Below are 23,347 nucleotides of genomic sequence, written 5' to 3'. Positions count from 1 at the left end.
CACTCAAAAAACTGACAGGCCACTACTTGCGTAGCGCCTATTTCATTATTTCTTGTGAACATTTGATATTTTAAGTATTACGCCAATCCGAAGATTGACGCTGCACCTACATCAAATGCCCACACTTATCGACTGTTAATTGTTAAAGAACTGTATTCGGTTACTGCTTTCGCGCTATCGACAAAGCGTTGTGTTTGTCAGCTGCGAAGAAGGAAGAGTATGAAGCAATTTGCTACGTCCGTCAACTCCTTCTTTTTACTACCCAGCCCCGGAAGACTGTCCCTTTTGTGCCGCAAACTAGTGCGTCTCATTGGGGAGGCGAACTATAGCAAAGCCACCCACGGGCGGCAAGCTTTATTTCAGCAAGTCTGCAACCGCCATGCCGACATCGGTCGTACTGGCGCTGCCGCCCATGTCCGGCGTGCGTGGGCCATGCTCGAGCACCTGCTCGATGGCGCGCACAATCGCATCATGCGCGGCCGTGTAACGGGCGTCGCCATTACCGAGAAAATCGAGCAGCATGGCGCCCGACCAGATCATGCCGATCGGATTGGCGATATTCTGGCCATAGATATCGGGCGCGGAACCGTGCACGGGCTCAAATACCGAGGGAAACGTGCGCTCCGGATTGATATTCGCCGACGGCGCGATGGCGATTGTGCCCGTGCACGCCGGGCCCAGGTCGGACAGGATGTCACCAAACAGATTCGACGCCACCACCACGTCGAAACGCTCGGGACTCAGCACGAAACGGGCCGCCAGAATGTCGATATGGTATTTATCCCAGCGCACATCGGGAAACTCGGGCGCCATCGCTTCCACCCGCTCATCCCAGAACGGCATGCTGATCGCGATGCCATTCGACTTGGTCGCCGACGTCAGGTGTTTTTTAGGTCGGCTTTGCGCCAGCTCAAACGCATATTTGAGGATGCGGTCGACACCTTTGCGTGTAAAGACGGATTCCTGCAGCACAGTTTCACGCTCCGTGCCTTCGAACATGCGCCCGCCCACGGACGAATATTCGCCCTCCGTATTTTCACGCACCACATAAAAGTCGATATCACCCGGCTTCTTATTGGCCAGCGGGCACGGCACGCCGGGCATCAGCCGCACGGGGCGCAAGTTGACGTACTCATCGAACTCGCGGCGAAATTTCAACAGCGATCCCCACAGCGAAATGTGGTCGGGCACCTTGTCCGGCCACCCCACGGCGCCAAAATAAATGGCGTCGAAGTCCTTGAGCTGCGCAAACCAGTCCGACGGCATCATTTGCCCGTGCTCCAGGTAATAGTCGCAATTGGCCCAGGCCATGGTCGTAAACTGCAAGTCGATGTTGAAACGCTGCGCGGCGGCCCGCAGCACGCGCAAGCCTTCCGGCATGACTTCATTGCCGATACCGTCGCCGGCGATGACGGCGATTCTGTGGGTGACCATGGTGACCATGACATGCAGCTCCTGTAGAGATGGGATGCCTCGATGATACTGGCACCGCATGGGAATACAATCAACGTATTCAGAACCCCAGTATTCACACTTCATGGCCAATTGATGAAAAACACACCATTGCTGGAAGACTTGCGCCTGTTTTGCCTGGTTGCCCACAAAGCCAGCTTTGCCGCCACGGCACTGGAACTGGGTATTTCCAAGGCCGTCGTCAGCAAGCGCATCGGTATGCTGGAAGACGCCTTGCAGACGCGCCTGCTGCACCGGACCACGCGCCGGGTCAGCGTCACCGATCATGGCAACATCGTGCGGCAATGGGCGCAGCGCATCCTGGAAGATGTTGCACAGATGGGCGATGCCGTAGCGCAATCCAAATTGCAGCCGCAGGGCATGCTGCGCATCTGCTCCAGTTCCGGCTTCGGCCGCAACCGGCTCGGTCCTGCGCTATCCGCATTGGCGCGGCAATACCCGCAGCTGAACATCCAGGTGGAATTGCTCGACCGCCCCGTTGACCTGCTGGGCGAAGGTTTCGATCTCGACATCCGGGTCGGCGTGGTCCAGGAGCCGGACCTGATCGCGCACCGCATCGCCAGCAATCAGCGCGTGCTGTGCGCCGCACCCGCCTACCTGGCGCAACATGGCGTACCGACCACCCTGGCGCAGTTAAGCGAGCATCAATGCATCGTCATCCGCGAACGCGACCAGGATGGGCGGCGCTGGAAACTGCAGGGGCCACAAGGACAGGAAACCGTGAAGGTCGACGGGCCGCTGTCGGCCAATAATGGCGAGATCGTGCATCAATGGGCGCTCGATGGCCATGGCATCATTTTGCGCTCAGCCTGGGATGTCGCGGGCAGCCTGGCGCAAGGCAAACTGGTGCGTATCTTGCCTGCGTATCACCAGGCTGCCGATGTGTGGGCCGTGACCACGTCACGGTTGTCGAACTCGGCCAAGGTCAGGGTGTGCGTGCAATTTCTGGAACAGTGGCTGCAAGCACGGAACCATTGATTCACACCTGGCGCGCGACGTCCGGATACAGGCGCGCCAGGGTATCGGACGCGATGGTTGTCATGATAGGCAAGACGCGCTCGGTCGCCAGCTCCGGAGATTTTTCACGGCGTACGTCTTTCCACAGTTCCAGCAAGGCGCCATCATGACGCGCCACCGCCTGTTCGACTTCATCCTGCCAGAACGCCGGCGCTTCGCCTTCGACAAAATTGCCGCGGCCCCGGCCAAAATGGGCTACCGCCAGGTAACGCAGCACGCCGGCCACTACCAGGGTGCGCAGGAAGGCATCCGTAAATTGCATCGTCGGCTCGTTGCGGTCTGTCCCCGAGTTAAAACCCCAGGCGGCACCGGCGAACGTCAGTGCTCCGACCACGCCGCCGAGCAAGGCCCCCGTACCCAGGGTCAAGCCACCGGAAATCAAGTCCGCCGACAGGCCCGTCGCCGCACCGGAGATCATGGCGCCCAGCAAGCCCGCCTGCGCCTTGTCGATCGGCGCGCGCACGGCAAAATTATCGCGCACCCGCGCATTGATCTTATGCGCATCCGTCGGGTCAAGTTTGTGCAAGATCAACAGTTCACGCGTCGTCTCGCCGCTGCGCGTATTGAGCCGTGCCACCAGGCTGGCCATGGCCTTTTCCTGACGTTGCTGCTCTTCATTCTTGCCGATGCCGACTACCTGCAAGGCCGATTTCAGCAAGCCCTTGGAAACAGGTGCTATCGCTTCGCTGTCTTTCGCGGCGACGGCCAGTTGCGTGGCCAGCAAGTGCATGGCCTGCTGGAAGCGCGCGGTATTCTGCGCTTGCCAGGTGGCAAACAACCGCGCATAGGCGGCTTGCTGTGACTGCGGCAACAACTTGCCCACCGCTTCATAAAACACGCGTTCATGCACCCAGCAACGGGCGAACGCATCGAGCGCCAGGACATCGCGCACGATAGGGTATTGCCGCAAATGCTCGCGCCAGCGTGCCTGTTCGCCATGCTCCTCATTTCCTGGACGTGGCGGCCCCATCTGATTCAGCAAGACCACCACCGGTTTGCCCAGCCATTCAAGGATTTTCATTTCCGCCGGCAAGTAGCCCGCATCCTTGGGGTTCTCCGAGGAATTCACCAGATACAGCACCACGTCGGCCGCATCCTTGGCCGTGCGCAGCGCCTGCTGGCTGAGCCAGAACGGGCGGTCGCGATAACGGTCCAGCACTTCGCGCAGGAACCAGCCGATGGGATTGCCCGCCTGTCCCAGGCGCTTGAGCAGGCGCACGGAATCGCCAAAGCCGGGCGTATCCCATAGTTGCAAGGCATCGCCCTGCGGCGTGGCCAGCAAGGTATGCGATTCCGCAAACACCGTCACATGGGCGGCGTCGCGCACTTCGCCGATATCCACGCCCACCAGGGTACGCGCCAGGGTCGTCTTGCCGTTATTCGTATGCGAGATCAGCGCAAACTGAATCTGCGCCACATCTTCCTGGACGTCTTTATTTACATTCACACTCATGCGGCTGCCGATACTTTCAGTCCGACACCCGCGTCGAGCGGATGCAGGGCGGGATTGAGCAAATTAACCAGCGTGGCCGTGGTTTTGTGGAACTGGCAGAACTGTTGCCACAGGGCGACTCGTTCCGCCAGACGCGCGCCATTGTCCGCTTGTTCGCCAGCACGCTCCAGGTAGCTGGACTCATCGATCAGGACGGCGATGCCGCGTGCCGACGATTGCGCCAGGTAGTCGAGGAAGGCGCCATGATTTTCCTTTTCCGGCGTCGCCGTCAGGTTGAACAGCACTGCCGTGATATTGACTTGCGGATCATTCAGGTCCGTGCCACGCAAGACTTCCTGCGGTTCCTCGCCATATGACGTCGATGGGCGCAGCATCATGCGGCCCTGCTCGCCGAACAGCATGATCGCGATCTGTCCCAGGCCCTTGTGGCGCGCCTCATCGACAGTAAAGCTGTAAGGCAATACGCGCAGCATGCCGCCCGTGGCCACGCCGATGCTTTCATTGAGCTTGCGGAAATACGGTTGATCCAGATCCAGCGGGAAGTGTTTCGCCAGACGCGCGGCACGCCAATTGTTGACGAGGGCCAGGATCAGGCGCGGCACGACCACCAGCAGGAAGATCGTTGCCGCATACAAATGCACCCAGCGCGCACCGCCTTCGACGGCCGTCGTTTGCGGGAAGCGCAGCGCTTCGATTTCCGCCAGCGAAAAGCCTTGCAGGTGAAACAGGGCGATGGCTGGCGCAAACAGGGTCGAAAGCAGGCTATGCACCTGGCTGGCATTCAGGAACGTGCTTTCCCACCCGGCCGCGTATTGCGACAGGAAGCCACGCGCATACAGCGAGGCGACGGCGCCGATGGCAAACATGGCGGCGCTCAGGTGTATCGTGCGGCTGAGGCGCGCGGCCGTCAGCTTGGCGCTCAGGTGCGCCCATTCACCCATGAAACTGAGCAAACCCGAGGATAAGGCATGCGGCAATTTGCGCGGCAGGGCCAGCCGGCCCACGCTCAGGTGGCGTACCAGTCCCGCTTTCGGCCAGCCCAGGGAATGCGAAGGAATGCACAGCCAGATCAGCAAGCCCAGGTAAACCAGCACATTCCAGGCGATGATCAGCAGCAGGGGCGCCGACAGCAGGTCGACGCGATGAGGGTCCGTAATGCGGTCGAGCCCGGCGCCCAGCAGCAAGGCCAGCAGAGGCAAGGCCAGCGCCAGGGTTTTCATGCCGTTGCGGCGTTTTGCGAAGGCGGCGAAGGCGGGCGTGCGCTCGGTGATGCGCTTGATGATCAGCTCGGAACGCTGTTGCAGGAAGTCGTCGCCCGTCACCTCGGCCTGCTTGCCCGAAGCTTGCCATTGAGCAAGCTCACGCGCACTACGGCTGGCATACATGCGGTCATCCTCGCTGAGGACTTCTTTTTTCTGGTCGGCCGTCTCGATAGCACGGACCAATACCACTTCTCTCGCAATCTGCTCGTTCATGGTGCTCCTGTTTTTGTATGAAACGACAACTCGACAGGCAGATTGTGACGTACTTTTCTGTTTCAGGCCAACGCGTCCTCGGCTTTCAGCAAGTTATACAGCAGATAGACGAGGAAAGAAGCGATCCAGGCTGACCACAGGGTATGCGAAAAAAATTGCGTTCCTTGCAATTGTTGCATCCAAGCAAACATCAAACCACATAGCAACATCAAGCTGGCGACCAGGGCGGCCACACGCGGTTGTCGCGGCAGCCAGAAGAGCGGCAAGGCCAGCAGCCACCAGGCATTGCTCGCCTGCGTGGCGGGCAAGCAGACCGTCGCAGACGCGGCGGCCGGCAGCGTTTCCAGCAGGCGCGCATACGTTTCCAGTCCACCATAGCGCAGCAAATCGCCAGGGCAAGGCGCGCCACTGAAAGCGGAAAGCAGATAAATGCTGGCCGGCACCAGCACGGCAGACAACGCCAGAACGCGCAAGGCTGTACGGCGCGATGCCGGCCAATCCAGTGGGCGCCATGCATCCCATAGCGCCAGGACGATGACGGCGACAGCCAGGGCGTTCAGGGCGAGATTGAAAACACCGGCCAGAGCGAATTGATGACCAGCAAACTGCCCACGCGCGGCATCGAACATGCTGTCGGCGAGCATCAGGTCGAGATTGCTGTAATTGCCGATCCAGAGGATCAGCATGGCCGACAGCATCAGGATGCTATCGATACCTTTGGGGGTTTTAACGAGTTTAAGCTTGGCCAGCATGGGTGCACACATTTACTTGGTGATATGAAAGGGACCGGCCACGTCAAGGACGGCGGCCACGGAAGTCATCGTACAGTGTCAATATGAAGAGAACATGACGGTGCCGGCCAGTGCAGATACCGGCGTGGCAAGACGAACTCCTGAGGAATACCTTACAAGCAGCAACATGAAATGCATGTCAGCTAGGCGTTAAATGCGCGTTAAAACGATGAACCAAACACACAATATTTATAGAAAATCAATGCGCAGCACGGTGCCGCCGCCAGGAGGGCTGCTGAACGTCAAGGTGGCGTCCAGGTACAGGCAAATACGTTGCACCAGGCCCAATCCCAGTCCCGTGCCGGAAGAGCCGCCCAGGTTGGCAGGAATCGGTTGATGCAGCAAGCGCGCGCGGGCCGCCTCGGGCAAGCCGGGGCCCGTATCTTCGACGATCAGCGCGCGCCCGGCCAGGCGTACGATGACTTCGCCCTGCAATGTGTACTGGCAGGCATTGCGCACCAGATTGCCGATGGCAGCGCTCAACAGTTCACGCGGCGCATTAACGAGGAAATCGTCGCCGCCGGCAAAGGCCAGGGTGAGCGCCTTGCCGGCCGTCTGCGGTTGATGGCGCAGACACTCCTGGCGCGCCAGTTCCGCGACCGATAGCGATGCACATTCCAGCAATTCCGGCGCGCGGGCCAGACGCAGCAATACCGTCACGGAATCCGTCGCTTCGCGTGCCGCCCGGTAAATGCGTTCGGAAGCGGAATGGATAACAGGATCACGCCCGCCTTGCTCCATCAGAATTTCCGCCGCCCCCGTGATCACCGTCAGCGGCGTGCGCAATTCGTGGCTCACATCTCCCGTAAAAAAGCGCTCGCGGTCGAGAACTTCCGTCAACTGCGCCGTACGTGCGGCAAAAGCACGGGCCAGTATCCCCAGCTCATCGGCACTGTCCTGCAGCGGCAACGCTGACTGGCCCGCCTTGACGGCTTGCGTCAGCGCCATGATCGGCGTGATCAGACGATTCGCGATGAAGGCCCCGAGCAGCGAAGCACAGATCAGGAAACCGATAAAACCCAGGGCGAACATGCTGTACACCACCAGCTCGATTTTTTCATACTCGGTGGCATGGTCGATCACGACAAACTCGCCATGCACATCGTGGCCAACCAGCACGTGCAGATCGACGCCATCGACAGTTTTCTCATGCATGCCGGGCGCCAGGCCGCGCAAGGGCGGCGGCGTATCTTCGGCATGATGAAAACTCAATCCGGCAGGCATGTCGACGGACAAGCCAGCCGCATGCCGCGGCGACGCCCATGCCGCCACCTCTTTCAGGCGCTCATCGACCAGTCGCACTTCAATACCTTCGACGGCGATGGCGGCAATGATGGAAAAGAAGAGGCTCGCCACCAGGGCGAACAGCAGATAGGCGACAACGATACGCCGTCTCAAAGATTTAAACGGGCGCATCGGCACTCAGCAATTTATAGCCGATGCCGGGAATCGTGCGCAGCATGGGAAAAGCATACGGTTTATCGAGCACCTGGCGCAGCGCATGGATATGCGTGCGCAGGGCATCGCTGTCGGGACGGTCATCGCCCCAGACTTCGTGTTCGAGCATATCGCGCGGCACCAGCTTGGGTGCTTCACTCATCAGGCATTTCAGAATGGTGTAACCGGTCTTGGTCAAGATCAATGGCTGGCCGGCACGCTGGACTTCAAATTTTTCCGTATCGAAACATAATTCACCGACCGTCAGCACGGCGGCGCCTGCCATCTGCCCGCGCGCGCGACGCAGCAGGGCTTTCAAGCGGATTTCCAACTCCAGCAAGGAAAAAGGTTTCACCAGATAGTCATCGGCACCGCTGTCAAAGCCGGCGACCTTGTCTTGCAGCGTATCGCGTGCCGTCAGCATCAGCACCGGCGTGCTATTGCGCAATTCACCGCGCAACTTCTGGCACAGTTCCAGTCCCGTCAAGCCCGGTAGCATGACATCGAGCACGATCACATCGTATTCATGCTGGGCCAGCAAGGCCAGGCCGGCGTAGCCATTCATGGCCGAATCGAGTACATGCCCCTTCGGTTCCAGATAGGCGTACAGATTGGCCAGGATGTCGGGATTGTCTTCAATGATCAGGATGCGCATACCGCCATTGTAGGACGGATTCGACTGCCTCAAATAAAACCGGCAGACGAAAAAAAACCCCACCATCACTGGCGGGGTTTTTCTCTACTGCGTATAACAAGCCTGACGATAACCTACTTTCACACTGGTTGCAGCACTATCATCGGCGCAAAGTTGTTTCACGGTCCTGTTCGGGATGGGAAGGGGTGGGACCAACTTGCTATGGTCATCAGGCATAACTTGTATGACAGCCTGTCCCCGATGGGGCGACAGGTGTCGGAATCTGGAAGAAGCGGATTATGTATTGAGGTATTACTGGGTAATGAGTGGTATCAACAACTCACAACGTTACTTTCTCATCCTCTGTACCTGCTAAGGTTATAGGGACAAGCCGTACGGGCAATTAGTACTGGTTAGCTTAATGCATTACTGCACTTCCACACCCAGCCTATCAACGTCCTGGTCTCGAACGACCCTTCAAAGAGCTCAAGGCTCTGGGAAATCTCATCTCAAGGCAAGTTTCCCGCTTAGATGCTTTCAGCGGTTATCTCTTCCGAACTTAGCTACCCGGCAATGCCACTGGCGTGACAACCGGTACACCAGAGGTTCGTCCACTCCGGTCCTCTCGTACTAGGAGCAGCCCCCTTCAAATTTCCAACGCCCACGGCAGATAGGGACCAAACTGTCTCACGACGTTTTAAACCCAGCTCACGTACCACTTTAAATGGCGAACAGCCATACCCTTGGGACCGGCTACAGCCCCAGGATGTGATGAGCCGACATCGAGGTGCCAAACTCCCCCGTCGATATGAACTCTTGGGAGGAATCAGCCTGTTATCCCCAGAGTACCTTTTATCCGTTGAGCGATGGCCCTTCCATACAGAACCACCGGATCACTATGTCCTACTTTCGTACCTGCTCGACTTGTCAGTCTCGCAGTTAAGCACGCTTATGCCATTGCACTATCAACACGATGTCCGACCGTATCTAGCGTACCTTCGAACTCCTCCGTTACACTTTAGGAGGAGACCGCCCCAGTCAAACTGCCTACCATGCACTGTCCCCGATCCGGATAACGGACCAAGGTTAGAACCTCAAACAAACCAGGGTGGTATTTCAAGGTTGGCTCCACGAGAACTAGCGTCCCCGCTTCAAAGCCTCCCACCTATCCTACACAGATTGGTTCAAAGTCCAATGCAAAGCTACAGTAAAGGTTCATGGGGTCTTTCCGTCTAGCCGCGGGTAGATTGCATCATCACAAACATTTCAACTTCGCTGAGTCTCGGGAGGAGACAGTGTGGCCATCGTTACGCCATTCGTGCAGGTCGGAACTTACCCGACAAGGAATTTCGCTACCTTAGGACCGTTATAGTTACGGCCGCCGTTTACTGGGACTTCAATCAAGAGCTTGCACCCCATCATTTAATCTTCCAGCACCGGGCAGGCGTCACACCCTATACGTCCACTTTCGTGTTTGCAGAGTGCTGTGTTTTTATTAAACAGTCGCAGCCACCAGTTTATTGCAACCCTTTCACCCTCATGGAGTAAACCAATCAAGCTACCGGGGCGTACCTTTTCCCGAAGTTACGGTACCAATTTGCCGAGTTCCTTCTCCCGAGTTCTCTCAAGCGCCTTAGAATACTCATCTCGCCCACCTGTGTCGGTTTGCGGTACGGTCTCGTATGACTGAAGCTTAGAGGCTTTTCTTGGAACCACTTCCGATTGCTTCGTGAACAAGTTCACTCGTCTCAACCCCTTGAATTCCGCACCCGGATTTGCCTAAGTGCCTTCTATGAGCCAAAAACCAACTATTCCAACAGTTGGACAACCTTCCGCGATCCGTCCCCCCATCGCATCATACGACGGTGCAGGAATATTAACCTGCTTCCCATCAGCTACGCATCTCTGCCTCGCCTTAGGGGCCGACTCACCCTGCTCCGATGAACGTTGAACAGGAAACCTTGGGCTTACGGCGTGGAGGCTTTTCACCCCCATTATCGCTACTCATGTCAGCATTCGCACTTCTGATACCTCCAGCATCCTTTACAAGACACCTTCGCAGGCTTACAGAACGCTCTCCTACCATATATATCTGTGATAAATCACAGAACAATATCCGCAGCTTCGGTGACTGGCTTAGCCCCGTTACATCTTCCGCGCAGGACGACTCGATCAGTGAGCTATTACGCTTTCTTTAAATGATGGCTGCTTCTAAGCCAACATCCTGACTGTTTTAGCCTTCCCACTTCGTTTTCCACTTAGCCAATCTTTGGGACCTTAGCTGGCGGTCTGGGTTGTTTCCCTCTTGACGCCGGACGTTAGCACCCGACGTCTGTCTCCCAAGCTCGCACTCATCGGTATTCGGAGTTTGCAATGGTTTGGTAAGTCGCAATGACCCCCTAGCCATAACAGTGCTCTACCCCCGATGGTGATACTTGAGGCACTACCTAAATAGTTTTCGGAGAGAACCAGCTATTTCCAAGTTTGTTTAGCCTTTCACCCCTACCCACAGCTCATCCCCTAATTTTTCAACATTAGTGGGTTCGGACCTCCAGGGCGTGTTACCGCACCTTCATCCTGGCCATGAGTAGATCACTTGGTTTCGGGTCTACACCCAGCGACTGATCGCCCTATTCGGACTCGATTTCTCTACGGCTTCCCTATTCGGTTAACCTTGCCACTGAATGTAAGTCGCTGACCCATTATACAAAAGGTACGCAGTCACGGAACAAGTCCGCTCCTACTGTTTGTATGCACACGGTTTCAGGATCTATTTCACTCCCCTTCCGGGGTTCTTTTCGCCTTTCCCTCACGGTACTGGTTCACTATCGGTCGATTACGAGTATTTAGCCTTGGAGGATGGTCCCCCCATATTCAGACAGGATGTCACGTGTCCCGCCCTACTTGTCGTACGCTTAGTACCACCGGTCCGATTTCACATACGGGGCTATCACCCACTATGGCTCCTATTTCCAGAGGATTCTGTTATCGGTCCGACTATCACGTACAGGCTCTTCCCATTTCGCTCGCCGCTACTTTGGGAATCTCGGTTGATTTCTTTTCCTGCAGCTACTTAGATGTTTCAGTTCGCCGCGTTCGCCTTGCATACCTATGTATTCAGTATGCAATACCCTAAAAGGGTGGGTTGCCCCATTCGGAAATCTGCGGATCAAAGTGTGTTTGCTCACTCCCCGCAGCTTATCGCAAGCTACTACGTCCTTCATCGCCTGTAATCGCCAAGGCATCCACCATGTGCACTTATTCGCTTGTCCCTATAACGTTAGCCTCTGATTACCGAAGTAATCAAAGAGCGCTACAAGGATAAGAAAGTACAACGTTGTTGCTTGTTTGTTGATACATACAATCATTACCCATCGATTCGCTTTTTACGGCAAACCGATCAATAAATAATCTTTACTTCTTCCAGATTGTTAAAGAACGAAACAGCTTTGATCGCTAAAAGATCAAACCTAAACCTAGCGGCTTACGTTTGCACTTTCAAAGTACTTGGTGGAGGATGACGGGATCGAACCGACGACCCCCTGCTTGCAAAGCAGGTGCTCTCCCAGCTGAGCTAATCCCCCGGGAATTTACGACTCGGGTGTTACTGGTAGGGCTGGTTGGACTCGAACCAACGACCCCCGCGTTATCAACACGGTGCTCTAACCAGCTGAGCTACAGCCCCAACGCGGTGCTACTACGACTACTGTTTCTTCTCTTACTAACAGCCGATAAGTGTGAACATTTGATGCGTGAATCATTACTGATTCGTGCAAACTCTAGAAAGGAGGTGATCCAGCCGCACCTTCCGATACGGCTACCTTGTTACGACTTCACCCCAGTCACGAATCCTACCGTGGTAAGCGCCCTCCTTACGGTTAAGCTACCTACTTCTGGTAAAACCCGCTCCCATGGTGTGACGGGCGGTGTGTACAAGACCCGGGAACGTATTCACCGCGACATGCTGATCCGCGATTACTAGCGATTCCAACTTCATGCAGTCGAGTTGCAGACTACAATCCGGACTACGATACACTTTCTGCGATTAGCTCCCCCTCGCGGGTTGGCGGCGCTCTGTATGTACCATTGTATGACGTGTGAAGCCCTACCCATAAGGGCCATGAGGACTTGACGTCATCCCCACCTTCCTCCGGTTTGTCACCGGCAGTCTCATTAGAGTGCCCTTTCGTAGCAACTAATGACAAGGGTTGCGCTCGTTGCGGGACTTAACCCAACATCTCACGACACGAGCTGACGACAGCCATGCAGCACCTGTGTACTGGTTCTCTTTCGAGCACTCCCCAATCTCTCGGGGATTCCAGCCATGTCAAGGGTAGGTAAGGTTTTTCGCGTTGCATCGAATTAATCCACATCATCCACCGCTTGTGCGGGTCCCCGTCAATTCCTTTGAGTTTTAATCTTGCGACCGTACTCCCCAGGCGGTCTACTTCACGCGTTAGCTGCGTTACCAAGTCAATTAAGACCCGACAACTAGTAGACATCGTTTAGGGCGTGGACTACCAGGGTATCTAATCCTGTTTGCTCCCCACGCTTTCGTGCATGAGCGTCAATCTTGACCCAGGGGGCTGCCTTCGCCATCGGTGTTCCTCCACATATCTACGCATTTCACTGCTACACGTGGAATTCTACCCCCCTCTGCCAGATTCTAGCCTTGCAGTCTCCAATGCAATTCCCAGGTTGAGCCCGGGGATTTCACATCAGACTTACAAAACCGCCTGCGCACGCTTTACGCCCAGTAATTCCGATTAACGCTTGCACCCTACGTATTACCGCGGCTGCTGGCACGTAGTTAGCCGGTGCTTATTCTTCAGGTACCGTCATTAGCAAGAGATATTAGCTCTCACCGTTTCTTCCCTGACAAAAGAGCTTTACAACCCGAAGGCCTTCTTCACTCACGCGGCATTGCTGGATCAGGCTTTCGCCCATTGTCCAAAATTCCCCACTGCTGCCTCCCGTAGGAGTCTGGACCGTGTCTCAGTTCCAGTGTGGCTGGTCGTCCTCTCAGACCAGCTACTGATCGATGCCTTGGTAGGCTTTTACCCTACCAACTAGCTAATCAGATATCGGCCGCTCCACGAGCATGAGGTCTTGCGATCCCCCACTTTCATCCTTAGATCGTATGCGGTATTAGCGTAACTTTCGCTACGTTATCCCCCACTCTAGGGTACGTTCCGATATATTACTCACCCGTTCGCCACTCGCCACCAGAGCAAGCTCCGTGCTGCCGTTCGACTTGCATGTGTAAGGCATGCCGCCAGCGTTCAATCTGAGCCAGGATCAAACTCTTCAGTTTAATCTCTGTTACTTTGCCGTTTTACCGGCACCGTCTTGCGACGGGTCGCTCACTCAAAAAACTGACAGGCTACTTCCGAAGAAGTATCCTATTTCATTATTTCTTGTGAACATTTGATATTTTAAGTATTACGCCAATCCGAAGATCGACGCTGCACCTACATCAAATGCCCACACTTATCGACTGTTAATTGTTAAAGAACTGTATTCGGTTACTGCTTTCGCGCTATCGACAAAGCGTTGTGTTTGTCAGCTGCGAAGAAGGAAGAGTATGAAGCAATTTGCTACGTCCGTCAACTCCTTCTTTTTCTCCACCTCACTCGGCATTTGCATGCGTCGTTCAGTGAGGGGGCGAATTATAGCCAAGGTGTGACGGCTCCGCAAGAGCCATTTGCAGCCAGTTATGGCAAGACGAACGATTTCACCAGGGTCAGCTCGCCGGCGGCCCGCATCGGCACCTGGAAGCTCTGCAGCTTTTCACGCGGCGTCCCTTCATTGGTGATGATCGATATGCGGGCGACGGTCAGCATCGAGGTGTTCTCGCCGCTGCCGTAATAATTGACGTAGGCGTGATAGTTGCCCTTCAGGGGTGCCGCGCTGGAAAAGATTTCCGGACCATAACCGGTGGTCACGTCCACATCCAGCGCGCCGCCGTCTTTCAAGACGCGGTTGCCATACCAGGCGTGGCCACCGTCCGGCGTGACCACATGCAGATCGAGATCGGTGCCGGCGCTGTCCCACGACAGCACGATGCGCAGGCGCGCCTGCGTCTTGCCCTGGTAGCTGTCGACAAACTGGGTGCGTGCGCGGCTCCTGCCATCGGGCGAACGCACTTCCACGCTGTTCGAGCCGCTGCCGAATCCATACGGGCGGCCGTAGCTGCCGTCTTCGCCCACTTCCATCGGCATCGCCACGCCATTGACCACCAGGGTGGCCGGCTTGCCCTTGACGGCGCCGGCGATGCGTCCCCGTATCTGCGCCGTCTCGGCCTGGCCTGGCTGCAGGTTGACCGAGGAAGCGGGGTAATTGACCGCCTGCGTATAGTCCTCGCGCGCACCGGCCGAATTGCGCCAGCCGCCCTTCGGCGCATCGATGGTGACCTGGGCCTGCGCCCAGAGTGGCAATAGCATTAGCGGAATCGTGCAACGGATAAGGGAACTCACAGGGCCTCCAGGTTAAGATCAACGAGCCGGCGGGCCAGCCGCTCGACATATTCCTCATCCTGGCCGCGCGGATGCCGGCGCAGGCCAAGATGCAGGTATTCATGGGCCAGGGTGATGCGGTCTTCGCGCGTGGCCAGTGGCCGCATGAAGATGCGGTTGCGCGACTGCTCCGAATACGGCGCGCCGCTCTGCAAGGCGCAGACCAGCGGCGCTTGCGGCGGCGCCTCGTAGCCGGCCTCGCCCAGCAGCACACGCCGCCAGCGCGGCACGGACCGCGCCAGCCAATCCTCGTTCTGCGCCAGGCGCCGGCAACGCGCGCCGGCATTGCCAACGGTGCTCAACGCGCCGCCGGGATAGGCCGCCGCCAGCAATTCATCATAGTGCTTGCCCTGTTTGGCCTGGCGCACCGCCTCGGTCCACGCCAGGGTACCCTCGGAAGGCAAGTCGCGGTGATAGCGCACCGGCACTCCATCGACGATCAGCTGGTCGGTCCAGCGCGCAATCGCCAGCGCCGCCGGCGTCGCGGGGCTGGGGCTGACGCGCTGGGTCGCGCTGCTGTCGGCGATCTGCTGGCAGCCCGCCACCGTGACCGCGTTCTGCTGCAGATACGTGCGCGCGGCAATCGCCAGCGCCTTGGCCGCTTCCGGCTCGCCAGCATTCGCTTCGCGGTCGAGCACGCGCGCCACATATTCATTGACGCCGAAGCGTCCGCGCAATTGCGGGCGGCCGCCTTTCTCCTGCCGCAGCATCAGCTCGCCCGTGCTGCGCAAGGCGAGATTCTGGCCATTTTCAAACTGCACATGGTAGCGGCCATTCAGCGGGCCAGGCACAGCCACGCCGCGCTCGCCGCGCACGGCACGGATCGGATAGCGCTTGAAGTAATCGACCACCACGCAGCCGCCATCGTCGGCCGCGCCGACTGGCGGCAGGCTGGCGGCCAGCCTGGGCGCCCACTGTTCGAAGACATTGCTGCTGCCGCCCGCGCCGCCAAACCAGATGGGCGTGCCATCGGCCAGCCAACCGGCCGCGCCGCCGATACGTTCCTCTGCCCGGCGCTGCCCGTGCCAGGAATACGTCTTCACGCGCAACTGGCTGCCAAACCAGCGCGCCGTGCCTGCGCCGCGGCCGTCCAACACCACGCGCAGCAGCGCCGCTTCGGCATCCAGGCGGCTGGCGGCCGGTATGCTGCCCAGCGCGCGCAGCAGGCTATCCAACCGTACCAGGCGCCCCGGCGCCAGCTGCGCGGGATCCGCCAGCCAGGCAAAGTCGCCGGCCGGCGCGCTGCCCAGGCGGCCGGTCCAGTACTGGCGCCACGGCGCCGCGGCGATCATCAAGCGCCTGGGCGAAAAAAACAGGCCGCAGGACTGCGCCAGTGCCGCGTCGTGGCCGACGCTCTGGCCCGCATCGCAACAATACACTTCTTCCGGATCGCGGCCGCCGCAGCGGTAGTCCGGCATCGCCACCTTGTTATCGGTCGCGTAGACATATACAAACAGCTTCCAGAGGCTGGCCAGTGGCACTTGCCGCGCGCCGTCAAACGACGGTGGCGCCGCGCCGCCCTGGCGCAGCTGCCGCACTTCGGTCTTGCCGTCCCGCCACCAGGCCACGTCCAACGAGGCCGCGAAAGCGGGCGCGGCCAGCAGCAGGGTCGCCATCAATGCGGGAAGTGCAAGGCGCATCACTCGACCTTCAGCGCGCGCATGCTCTTGCCACCGCCCTCGAACGCTTTTTGCTCCGGCTGGTACATACGGTAAAAGCGCGCCGGCGGCAGCACATAACCGCCCTTCTGCGCAAAGCGCAGCAAATGGCGCACGGTCACGTCGCCTTCCAGCGGCTCGATCGGCACCGCATAGCCGTCGCGGCGCTCGGTATGGCGCGCGCGTTCCAGCGCGACGGGCTTGTCGCCGGCCATGACCATGCCCCAGGTGGTCGATTCGACCATGGCACCCGGCGGCAGCGCCACCTCCAGCAAGCCAAAGCGGTGCTTTGCGCCCGGCGCCGCCTTGAGCGTGATTTCATCGAGGTACAGCGCGTCCGTGCTGAGCGCCTCGCCCGGCTTGACCAGCTCCGTCGTGTAGCCGCCCTTACCCTGCTTCATGCGCAGGATCCGCCGTTCGATGGCGACCGGCAGCGTCTGCGTTTCGGCGGCGTGGCTGTCGTACTGCAGCACGGCCACCGTGCCCGCGGGCGCGGGGGCGGCGAGGCGCAACTTATCAGGAGTATTCCTGGCATCAAGCCAGCGCCAGAGCGGCTGGCCGCTGCGGCTGTCCAGCTTTTGCCATGCGCCGTCCAGCGCGACGGCCGGTCCCTTGCCAAACGATGCGCCGCCCAGCTTCTTTTGCACCCACAGCAAGGTCATCGCGCGGTCCAGGGTCGGCATCTCGGCGCGCACGCCGGCCAGCACCGCGTCGGCCTGCGAGGGCGGCGCTTCGCCGGCCAGCATCAGCAGGGCCTGCGCCACCGGCGCCTTGGACTCGCGCAAGACCTGCCAGGCGCTGGCCACCTGCAGCTGCAGCCCATGCGGCAGGGCGATGCCATTCTGGCTGGCGACCAGCGCCACCAGGCCCAGCGCCATCGATTGCGCCTCGCGATCAAGGGCTCCGCCCAGCAGCAGGCTGCCGCTGTCGCCCGCCTGGCGCGGCTTGCCGCCCAAGGTGGCGCTGGCGTTGTCGTCCACCAGGCCGGCTGCCAGCGTCTGCGTGGGCAAGCCCATCTCGCGCGCCATCCACAACACCAGCGCGCGGTCGCCCATCCCGTCCTTCAAGCCATGCTCGCCGTAGACGGCCAGCAGCCTGTTCCAGTGCTCGGGCGGCAGCTCGATATGCAGCGCGCGCGACGCGTACCAGTCGGCGTAATAGGCGTGCGCCGTCATCAATGCATTGCCGGCCGTGGCATTGCCCCACCAGCCGAAGACGGCGTTCGGACCGGCCATGGACACCAGGCGCAGGCGCTGCGCGGTCAGCAGCGTTTGCAGGCGTCCGCTTGCCGCGCCGGCGTCCGGCCCCAGGCTTTGCGTGGCCAGCGCCAGCGGAATCAAACGGCTGGCCGTCTGCTCCACGCAGCCGTAGGGATAGTCGATCAAGTCGTCGGCGATGCGCGCGAAGTGGCTGGCCGCGCCCTGCGCGAACGACACGCGGATATTGCGGGCGTCCGCCGGCAGCTTGAACGCGACATCGCCAGCGCTTTCCGCCAGCGGCAGCACCAAGGTGCGCGGGCTGCTCCAGGCGGCGGGCAGCGTTTGCATGGCCGTGTCGAGCGCGTCGACCAGTTTGCCATTCTGCTTCAGCTCCAGGCGCAGCGGCCCGGTAGCGCCGGCAGCGAGCGGAAATTCGACGTAATTGACGCCCGGCTTGGCCGACAGTTTTTCCGTCTTCGGCTGTGCACCACCGGAGAGGACGACGTCAAGCGCCTGTTCCTTGCCAGTCTGGTTGAACACCGCCACCGAGGCACGCGGCGCATCGCCGGCGCGCATCCAGTCCGGCGCGGTCCACTTGGCGTAGAAGCTCTTGTCCGAACGCAGATAAGCGGTGCGCTGGCCAACGCGCCCCTGCTCATCCATCGCGCGGCCGGTGATCCTCCAGCGGGTCAGCGCGTCTGGCATGGTGAAACTCACGCGCGCATTGCCATTGGCGTCGGTCTTCAGCGACGGCGCCCAGTAGGCGGTGTCGATATTGTCGCGGCGCGGGCGCTCCAGCACCTTGACGCCGCGCTCGTTGTAATTGTGGCGCGCGGGCGCACCGGCGCTGCGCCCCTGCGCCATGTCGTAGCTGATGAAGGACAGGCTGGCCGTGGTGCGCACGTTGTTGCGGCGCGGGTGGTAGAAGAAGTCGCCAATCTCGGGCGCGATTTCCGGCTGCAGCACATAGATCATTTCATCGACCACGCCCAGCGCCACCATGGTGCTCAAGGGCTTGCCATCGAGGGTGGCCTTGACGTCCAGCGTCACCTTCTCGCCGGGCTGGTAGACCTCCTTGTCGCTCTTGAACTGCAGCGCGATGCGCGGTTCGATCACCTGCAGGCCCGCGTTCTCGAAGACGAAATCGCCATTGCGCGTGTACGCCACCGAAAACGTCATGTTGGGGCCATGCTCCTCCTTGACGGGAATGCGCACGCGCCACTGCCGCGGCGCCACGCGCTTCGCCTGGTACCAGTCGGCGACGCCGGCCATCAAGCCATGGTGCTCCACCTTGTCGCGCTCGAGCGTGAACAGCGCCTGGTCGACCTTGTCGGAAAACGTGATCAGGGCCTCGGCGGTGTCGCCCGGACGATAGCGGGCGCGGTCCAGCACGATCTCGATGCTGCCCGGCGTGGTCTGCACGCCATCGCCGGCGACCCAGTGGCTGGCGGCGGCCAGCAGGTTGCCGCGTTCGTCGCGCAGCGCCAGCCGATACGAACCCGATGCCGGGAAGGTCACGTCCCAGCCCTTGGCGTTTGGCTCGAAGGCGCCGTCGGTCCTGCTCTGTTTTTCCAGCTGCACCATCTCCCAGCGCACGGGCTTGGCCGCGCCCTGGCCATCGGCCACCAGGTCGAAATGCACGGCCTGGCCCGGATCGGAAAACTGGCGCGTGGCCTTCAGCTGGTAGCTGCTGCTCGAACGCTCTATCATCAGCTCGCGCGTCGCCTTGACGCGGTAGGCCGCGCCATCGGTCGCCAGCACGGTCAAGATGTAGCGTGAAGGGTCGGCGGCGGGCGGCAAGGTGAAGTCCACATTGCCGCTGCCGTCGCTCGTCACTTCCTCGGTCTTCAAGGCCACGGGGAACAGGCCGCTGTAGCGCAGCTCGCCCTCGACCATGGTGTTTTGCTGGCCGCGCAGCGACAAGGTCATCTTCGCGTTTTTCACCGGCTTGCCATCCGGGTAGCGCAGTGCGATGCTGCCCTTGACCGCCTCGCCCGTCTTGAATTCCGGTTTCGAAGGCTGGACATTGATTTCAAAGTGCGGCTTGATGTATTCGGCCACGCGGAAGGCCGCGCCATAGACACTGTCCTTGTAACTGAAGCGCAGCTCATAGCCGCCGGCGGTGGCTTCCATCGGCAGGCGGAAGCGTGTGTCGGCGCCCGTGTCACCGGACAGCTGCAGCGCTTGCGTCAGCAGCGGCGTGCCGTTCGGGTTCAGTACGGTGAGGCTGATCGGCGCGCTGGCGGCCGCCTGCGAGTTGCGCGCCGAGGTGAATTCGCGTCCCAGGAACTTGACATTGACCTCGTCGCCGGGCCGGTACAGGGGCCGGTCCGTCACGGCATAGATCTTGGTGTTGTAGATTTCGCTGTCGTAGTAAAAATTCTCGGACACGAACACGCCGCCGGCACGGTCCTGGCCCAGCACATAGGTATGCTCGGGACTGCCGCGCTCGAGCGAGGCGACGCCGTCGGCGCCCGTGGTGGCCGACTGCAGCACGCCCGTGCCGTCGGTCCACGCCACGCTGGCGCCGGCCACGGCGGCGCTGGTATCGCGCCGCGCCGTCCACACCAGCATCTGGCCGGACGATACCTTGGTGACGGCCACCGTGTCCGACACGAACACCAGCGTGGTGGCGCGGTGCTCGCCGATGATCGCCTCGATCAGGTACAGGCCCGGCTTGCGTTTACCCAGCGGTATCATCACGTTGCCGGCGCCGGCGACGATGAAGTCGCTGCTGGAACCATCGAGCTTGACGCCTTTCGGCGGTGCGATGGCCCTGGCCTGCCAGATCGGGTAGCGGAAACTGTCGACCAGCTCCATGCCCTTGATCGGCTTGTACTGCGGGTGGTTGGCGAACACGGTCGGCTTGCGGATCGCGTCGTTCGTGGCCAGCTGCGGCTGTTCTTTCGTGACCGCGCGGCGCGCCTCGCCGGAAAACAGCTTGCGCCAGGCCAGGCGCGACTGCTTCCACCAGCTATCCCACAAAAAGCTCAAGGTGTTGGCCAGGCCCTCGCCCTGGTAATTGCCCTCGACCTGGATGCGGTGCAGATTGCGCTGTTTCTTGAGGAACTCCATCGGTTCGGGCACGCGGTAGACGACGATGTCGGCGCCGGAATACGCTTCCAGGTTCATGCGCCCCATGTCGCGGCCCGGCACCTCGAGCCGCACGCGCGACTCGTCGCTGCTGCCATAACTGGCATCCGACAGCAGGAAGAAGGGCTCGCCCTTGAAGGTCGCATAGTTGCTGGGCTCCCGCTCCTGCGCCGGGACACCGCTCATCACCAACAGCGCCAGCACGCCGGCAAACAGCAGCTTCATGAGAAAAATCGGCTTCATGACAAGAACGCCAGCCGGAATACACCGGCGAAATTCGGATTGTTGACCACAGGTTGCCACCGCGTGTCCTTCCAGCTCGTGAGTTCTTTGATATCGACGGTCCGCAGACCATTGTCGTCGGGGGTGACGGTACCGGTGTGGTAGGCGATGCGCGCGCCCATCCAGACCATCAGGTGCTGTTCGTCGCCCTGGTCGAAAAACAGCAGGTCGCCGGGCAGCGCCTGGCTGATCTCGCGGGCGATGAAACGGCTGTTGTGCTGCACCAGCGCCAGCGCCGTGACGAAGTGGCCGACCTTGCCGCCCATCTGTATCCAGCGGTTGCGCAAGGCCGCCTGGGCCTCATTCAGTTCCAGCTCGGGCGGCAGGCGCCGGTCGCTGGCGATGCCGTTCGCGCGCAGCCACTTCGCGTCATGCACGGTCAGGGCCTCGTTGACGGCAAAGCGCACCAGGCCTGCGCAATCGCGGTGCGTCCAGCGCGGCGACGGCCCCCGTTCGATCTGCGCGTTGACGATGCGCAGCATCCAGGCCTGGAAGGCGCGGCTCTGGGCCTGCGACAGCTGCACTTGCGGCCCGGCGGCCGCGCGCAGGGCCCACGCCCGGGGCACGGCCACGGTGGCCACGCAGGCCGCCAGCCAGCGCAAGGCGGCACGGCGCGCATGCGGCACCGTCATCGCGCGGTCTCCTGCCATTCCAGCGTTTCCCATGACGTGCCGCTGCTTGGCTGCCGCTTGAGCACCATGCGCAGCGGCGGATATTTTTTCAAGGCGTTCAGGCGCGGCACCAGATGTTCGTTGGCGGCCGCGCGCAGCACCGGTTCGTTATTCGCCGGCAGGGTATCGAAGGCTTCCAGCTGGATCAGGCGGGCCAGCGACGCCGGCGCGATCAGGCCGATCGTGCGCGAAGCATCGGGCAGCAAATCGCTGGCGGCCGGCGCCTGCTTGCGGCGCACGGCCAGCACCTGGTCCACCAGCTTGCCGTCGGCGGAAAAGACAACGGTATTGCCGGCCACGGCCAGCGCCGGCGTGGACTGGCCCAGGGCCGTGGCCACGCTGCGCTCCCAACGCACAGCGCCATCCTTGCCGGTCGTCTTGCGCACGGGATCCTTGCCGCCGATGGCCGCCTCGAACAGGCTGCCATACAGGGCGTCGTCCCCGGCCTGCGCACGGCGGGTGGCGACAAACACCGGCGTATGCAGGCGCGAACTGCCGTACCAGCAGGCGGCGGCAGGGCCTTGCAAGTGCTCGGCCAGCGGCACCACCGGCTCGGAAGTTTTGCTGCCCAGGCGCTTGAGCACCGGCTGCATCGCGCCCCAGTCCACCGGCACGCTGAAACAGGCGCTGGGACTGTGCGGCAGCAGCGGCCACAGGGCGCCGCTGTCGTAGCCGCCGTTTTTCAGCTTGTCGGCATTGAGCAGCACCTTCGACTGCCAGGCGCCCTTGCTGAAATCGAAACGCAGCGCTTCGAGGGCGCCGAAGAAAGGCTGGTAGCCGAACGACAGGAAGTCGGCCTTGACGGCGATGCTGTGCCCCTCGGGCGCGGCGCTGTCGAGATGGAACTGCGCATGAAAGACGTTCTGCCTGGCCGGCTCCGGCGCCAGCAGGCTGGCCACGGTTTTCTCGGCCGTGCCATCGCCATCCTTGCCGTCGGCACCGCCATACAGCATGCCGGGATGGGACAGGATGAGCAGGCGCTGGCCGTGCGCGGCAAACAGCAAGGTGCGCTGGTGGGCGTAATTGAGCGCATACACGGGCACCTGGCCGCCATCGACGCGCAAGCTGCCGGCCACGCGCATCTGCGTGTCCTTCAAGGCGATCTTGCCCGCTTCCTCGAGCAGGCGCGTCAACTGGCTGCGCGACACGGCGATGGCGAAATGCTTGAGCGAGCCGTCGGCGTCGCGCCACAAGGCCACTTCCGCCGGCTGGTCCAGCACCATGCGCAGCAGCTGGTCGCCCCATCCCAGCTCATGTTCGTAGGCGATGCGGCGCAGGCTGCCCTTGAGCCCCAGCCGGTCTTCGCTTTGCTCGTAGTAGAACAGGAAATCCTCGCGCAGCACATCGCGCGCCAGCGGCACCGTCAGCAGATCGCGCGGCAAGGTCGACAGGCTTGGCGTCCGGACCAGCGCGTCGGGCCTGGATAAATCCAGCTTCAGGCTGTTGACCGGCCCCATCGCGCCCCAGCCAAACACCCGGTAGCCGACCAGCGCGGCAGCCACCAGCGCCACCCCGGCAAGCGCCCCGATCAGGACTTTTTTAGTGAGTACTTTTTTAGCCAGCACCGTGTATCCCTTTTCACCTGCCATAGCATTGCCAAGTTAGTAATTATTGACAAATGGTAACATGACGTACCCGGCCGCGACGCA

General features: G+C 60.5%; 12 protein-coding genes, 2 tRNA genes and 3 rRNA genes. 1 reads left to right on the top strand and 16 read right to left on the bottom strand.

Going from position 1 to position 23,347, the window contains the following annotated elements:
- Window positions 1-354: 354 nt before the first annotated feature.
- A complete protein-coding gene (locus YQ44_RS00210) occupies window positions 355-1,434 on the bottom strand; it encodes a tartrate dehydrogenase (RefSeq protein ID WP_071326156.1) in 1,080 nt (359 codons plus the stop codon).
- A gap of 114 nt (window positions 1,435-1,548) precedes the next feature.
- Between YQ44_RS00210 and YQ44_RS00205 the strand changes: the two genes are divergently transcribed.
- Window positions 1,549-2,451, top strand: coding sequence for a LysR family transcriptional regulator (locus tag YQ44_RS00205; protein ID WP_071321657.1), 903 nt, complete (start codon window positions 1,549-1,551; stop codon window positions 2,449-2,451).
- Window position 2,452: 1 nt separating this feature from the next.
- Here YQ44_RS00205 and YQ44_RS00200 read toward each other — a convergent pair whose 3' ends face one another.
- The 15 genes from YQ44_RS00200 to YQ44_RS00130 all read right to left on the bottom strand — a co-directional run bounded on the left by YQ44_RS00200 (window position 2,453) and on the right by YQ44_RS00130 (window position 23,287).
- A complete protein-coding gene (locus YQ44_RS00200; RefSeq protein WP_071321656.1) occupies window positions 2,453-3,943 on the bottom strand; it encodes a DUF3482 domain-containing protein in 1,491 nt (496 codons plus the stop codon).
- Window positions 3,940-5,418: a DUF2868 domain-containing protein gene (locus YQ44_RS00195; protein WP_071321655.1), complete on the bottom strand. Its 1,479-nt coding sequence runs from the start codon at window positions 5,416-5,418 to the stop codon at window positions 3,940-3,942. Before YQ44_RS00195 ends, YQ44_RS00200 begins: the two co-directional genes overlap by 4 nt.
- Before the next feature lie 62 nt (window positions 5,419-5,480).
- A complete protein-coding gene (locus tag YQ44_RS00190) occupies window positions 5,481-6,170 on the bottom strand; it encodes a hypothetical protein (RefSeq protein ID WP_071321654.1) in 690 nt (229 codons plus the stop codon).
- Between the two features lie 228 nt (window positions 6,171-6,398).
- Window positions 6,399-7,607 carry a sensor histidine kinase gene (locus tag YQ44_RS00185; protein ID WP_335589254.1) on the bottom strand — a complete coding sequence of 403 codons (1,209 nt, stop codon included), beginning with the start codon at window positions 7,605-7,607 and terminating at the stop codon, window positions 6,399-6,401.
- A gap of 4 nt (window positions 7,608-7,611) precedes the next feature.
- Window positions 7,612-8,301: a response regulator transcription factor gene (locus tag YQ44_RS00180; RefSeq protein WP_071326155.1), complete on the bottom strand. Its 690-nt coding sequence runs from the start codon at window positions 8,299-8,301 to the stop codon at window positions 7,612-7,614.
- A gap of 100 nt (window positions 8,302-8,401) precedes the next feature.
- Window positions 8,402-8,514 (bottom strand): 5S ribosomal RNA (gene rrf, locus YQ44_RS00175).
- A 148-nt stretch (window positions 8,515-8,662) separates the two neighbouring features.
- Window positions 8,663-11,552: ribosomal RNA gene (locus tag YQ44_RS00170) — 23S ribosomal RNA — on the bottom strand.
- A gap of 236 nt (window positions 11,553-11,788) precedes the next feature.
- A tRNA-Ala gene (locus tag YQ44_RS00165) sits at window positions 11,789-11,864 on the bottom strand.
- 24 nt (window positions 11,865-11,888) lie between these two features.
- A tRNA-Ile gene (locus YQ44_RS00160) sits at window positions 11,889-11,965 on the bottom strand.
- A gap of 98 nt (window positions 11,966-12,063) precedes the next feature.
- Window positions 12,064-13,594, bottom strand: a 16S ribosomal RNA gene (locus YQ44_RS00155).
- Together the 16S, 23S and 5S rRNA genes with 2 tRNA genes alongside form the textbook arrangement of a ribosomal RNA operon.
- Before the next feature lie 400 nt (window positions 13,595-13,994).
- Window positions 13,995-14,723, bottom strand: a complete 729-nt coding sequence (locus tag YQ44_RS00150; RefSeq protein WP_071321652.1) for a YfaP family protein — start codon at window positions 14,721-14,723, stop codon at window positions 13,995-13,997.
- Window positions 14,724-14,752: 29 nt separating this feature from the next.
- A complete protein-coding gene (locus YQ44_RS00145; RefSeq protein WP_083411564.1) occupies window positions 14,753-16,435 on the bottom strand; it encodes a DUF2300 domain-containing protein in 1,683 nt (560 codons plus the stop codon).
- The gene (locus tag YQ44_RS00140) at window positions 16,435-20,988 is read right to left on the bottom strand and encodes an alpha-2-macroglobulin family protein (protein ID WP_071321651.1); all 4,554 of its coding nucleotides are present in this window, start codon (window positions 20,986-20,988) and stop codon (window positions 16,435-16,437) included. The genes YQ44_RS00145 and YQ44_RS00140 overlap by 1 nt, the downstream gene beginning before the upstream one ends.
- On the bottom strand, window positions 20,985-21,659 hold the full coding sequence (locus YQ44_RS00135; RefSeq protein ID WP_071321650.1) for a DUF1175 family protein: 675 nt from the start codon (window positions 21,657-21,659) through the stop codon (window positions 20,985-20,987). Before YQ44_RS00135 ends, YQ44_RS00140 begins: the two co-directional genes overlap by 4 nt.
- Window positions 21,656-23,287 (bottom strand): DUF2138 family protein, encoded by a 1,632-nt coding sequence (locus YQ44_RS00130; protein ID WP_071321649.1) that lies wholly within the window; start codon window positions 23,285-23,287, stop codon window positions 21,656-21,658. The genes YQ44_RS00135 and YQ44_RS00130 overlap by 4 nt, the downstream gene beginning before the upstream one ends.
- Window positions 23,288-23,347 lie beyond the last annotated feature (60 nt).

Source organism: Janthinobacterium sp. 1_2014MBL_MicDiv (assembly GCF_001865675.1).
GTDB lineage: Bacteria > Pseudomonadota > Gammaproteobacteria > Burkholderiales > Burkholderiaceae_D > Janthinobacterium.
Note: the sequence above shows the minus strand (reverse complement) of the source record. Positions and strands in the feature narration are given on the sequence as shown.

Coding starts and splice junctions, on each gene's coding strand:
- YQ44_RS00180 (WP_071326155.1), bottom strand. CDS start 8,301: ATGCGCATCCTGATCATTGAAGACAATCCCGACATCCTGGCCAATCTG.
- YQ44_RS00130 (WP_071321649.1), bottom strand. CDS start 23,287: ATGGCAGGTGAAAAGGGATACACGGTGCTGGCTAAAAAAGTACTCACT.
- YQ44_RS00195 (WP_071321655.1), bottom strand. CDS start 5,418: ATGAACGAGCAGATTGCGAGAGAAGTGGTATTGGTCCGTGCTATCGAG.
- YQ44_RS00205 (WP_071321657.1), top strand. CDS start 1,549: ATGAAAAACACACCATTGCTGGAAGACTTGCGCCTGTTTTGCCTGGTT.
- YQ44_RS00190 (WP_071321654.1), bottom strand. CDS start 6,170: ATGCTGGCCAAGCTTAAACTCGTTAAAACCCCCAAAGGTATCGATAGC.
- YQ44_RS00150 (WP_071321652.1), bottom strand. CDS start 14,723: ATGCTATTGCCACTCTGGGCGCAGGCCCAGGTCACCATCGATGCGCCG.
- YQ44_RS00140 (WP_071321651.1), bottom strand. CDS start 20,988: ATGAAGCCGATTTTTCTCATGAAGCTGCTGTTTGCCGGCGTGCTGGCG.
- YQ44_RS00210 (WP_071326156.1), bottom strand. CDS start 1,434: ATGGTCACCCACAGAATCGCCGTCATCGCCGGCGACGGTATCGGCAAT.
- YQ44_RS00135 (WP_071321650.1), bottom strand. CDS start 21,659: ATGACGGTGCCGCATGCGCGCCGTGCCGCCTTGCGCTGGCTGGCGGCC.
- YQ44_RS00145 (WP_083411564.1), bottom strand. CDS start 16,435: ATGCGCCTTGCACTTCCCGCATTGATGGCGACCCTGCTGCTGGCCGCG.
- YQ44_RS00200 (WP_071321656.1), bottom strand. CDS start 3,943: ATGAGTGTGAATGTAAATAAAGACGTCCAGGAAGATGTGGCGCAGATT.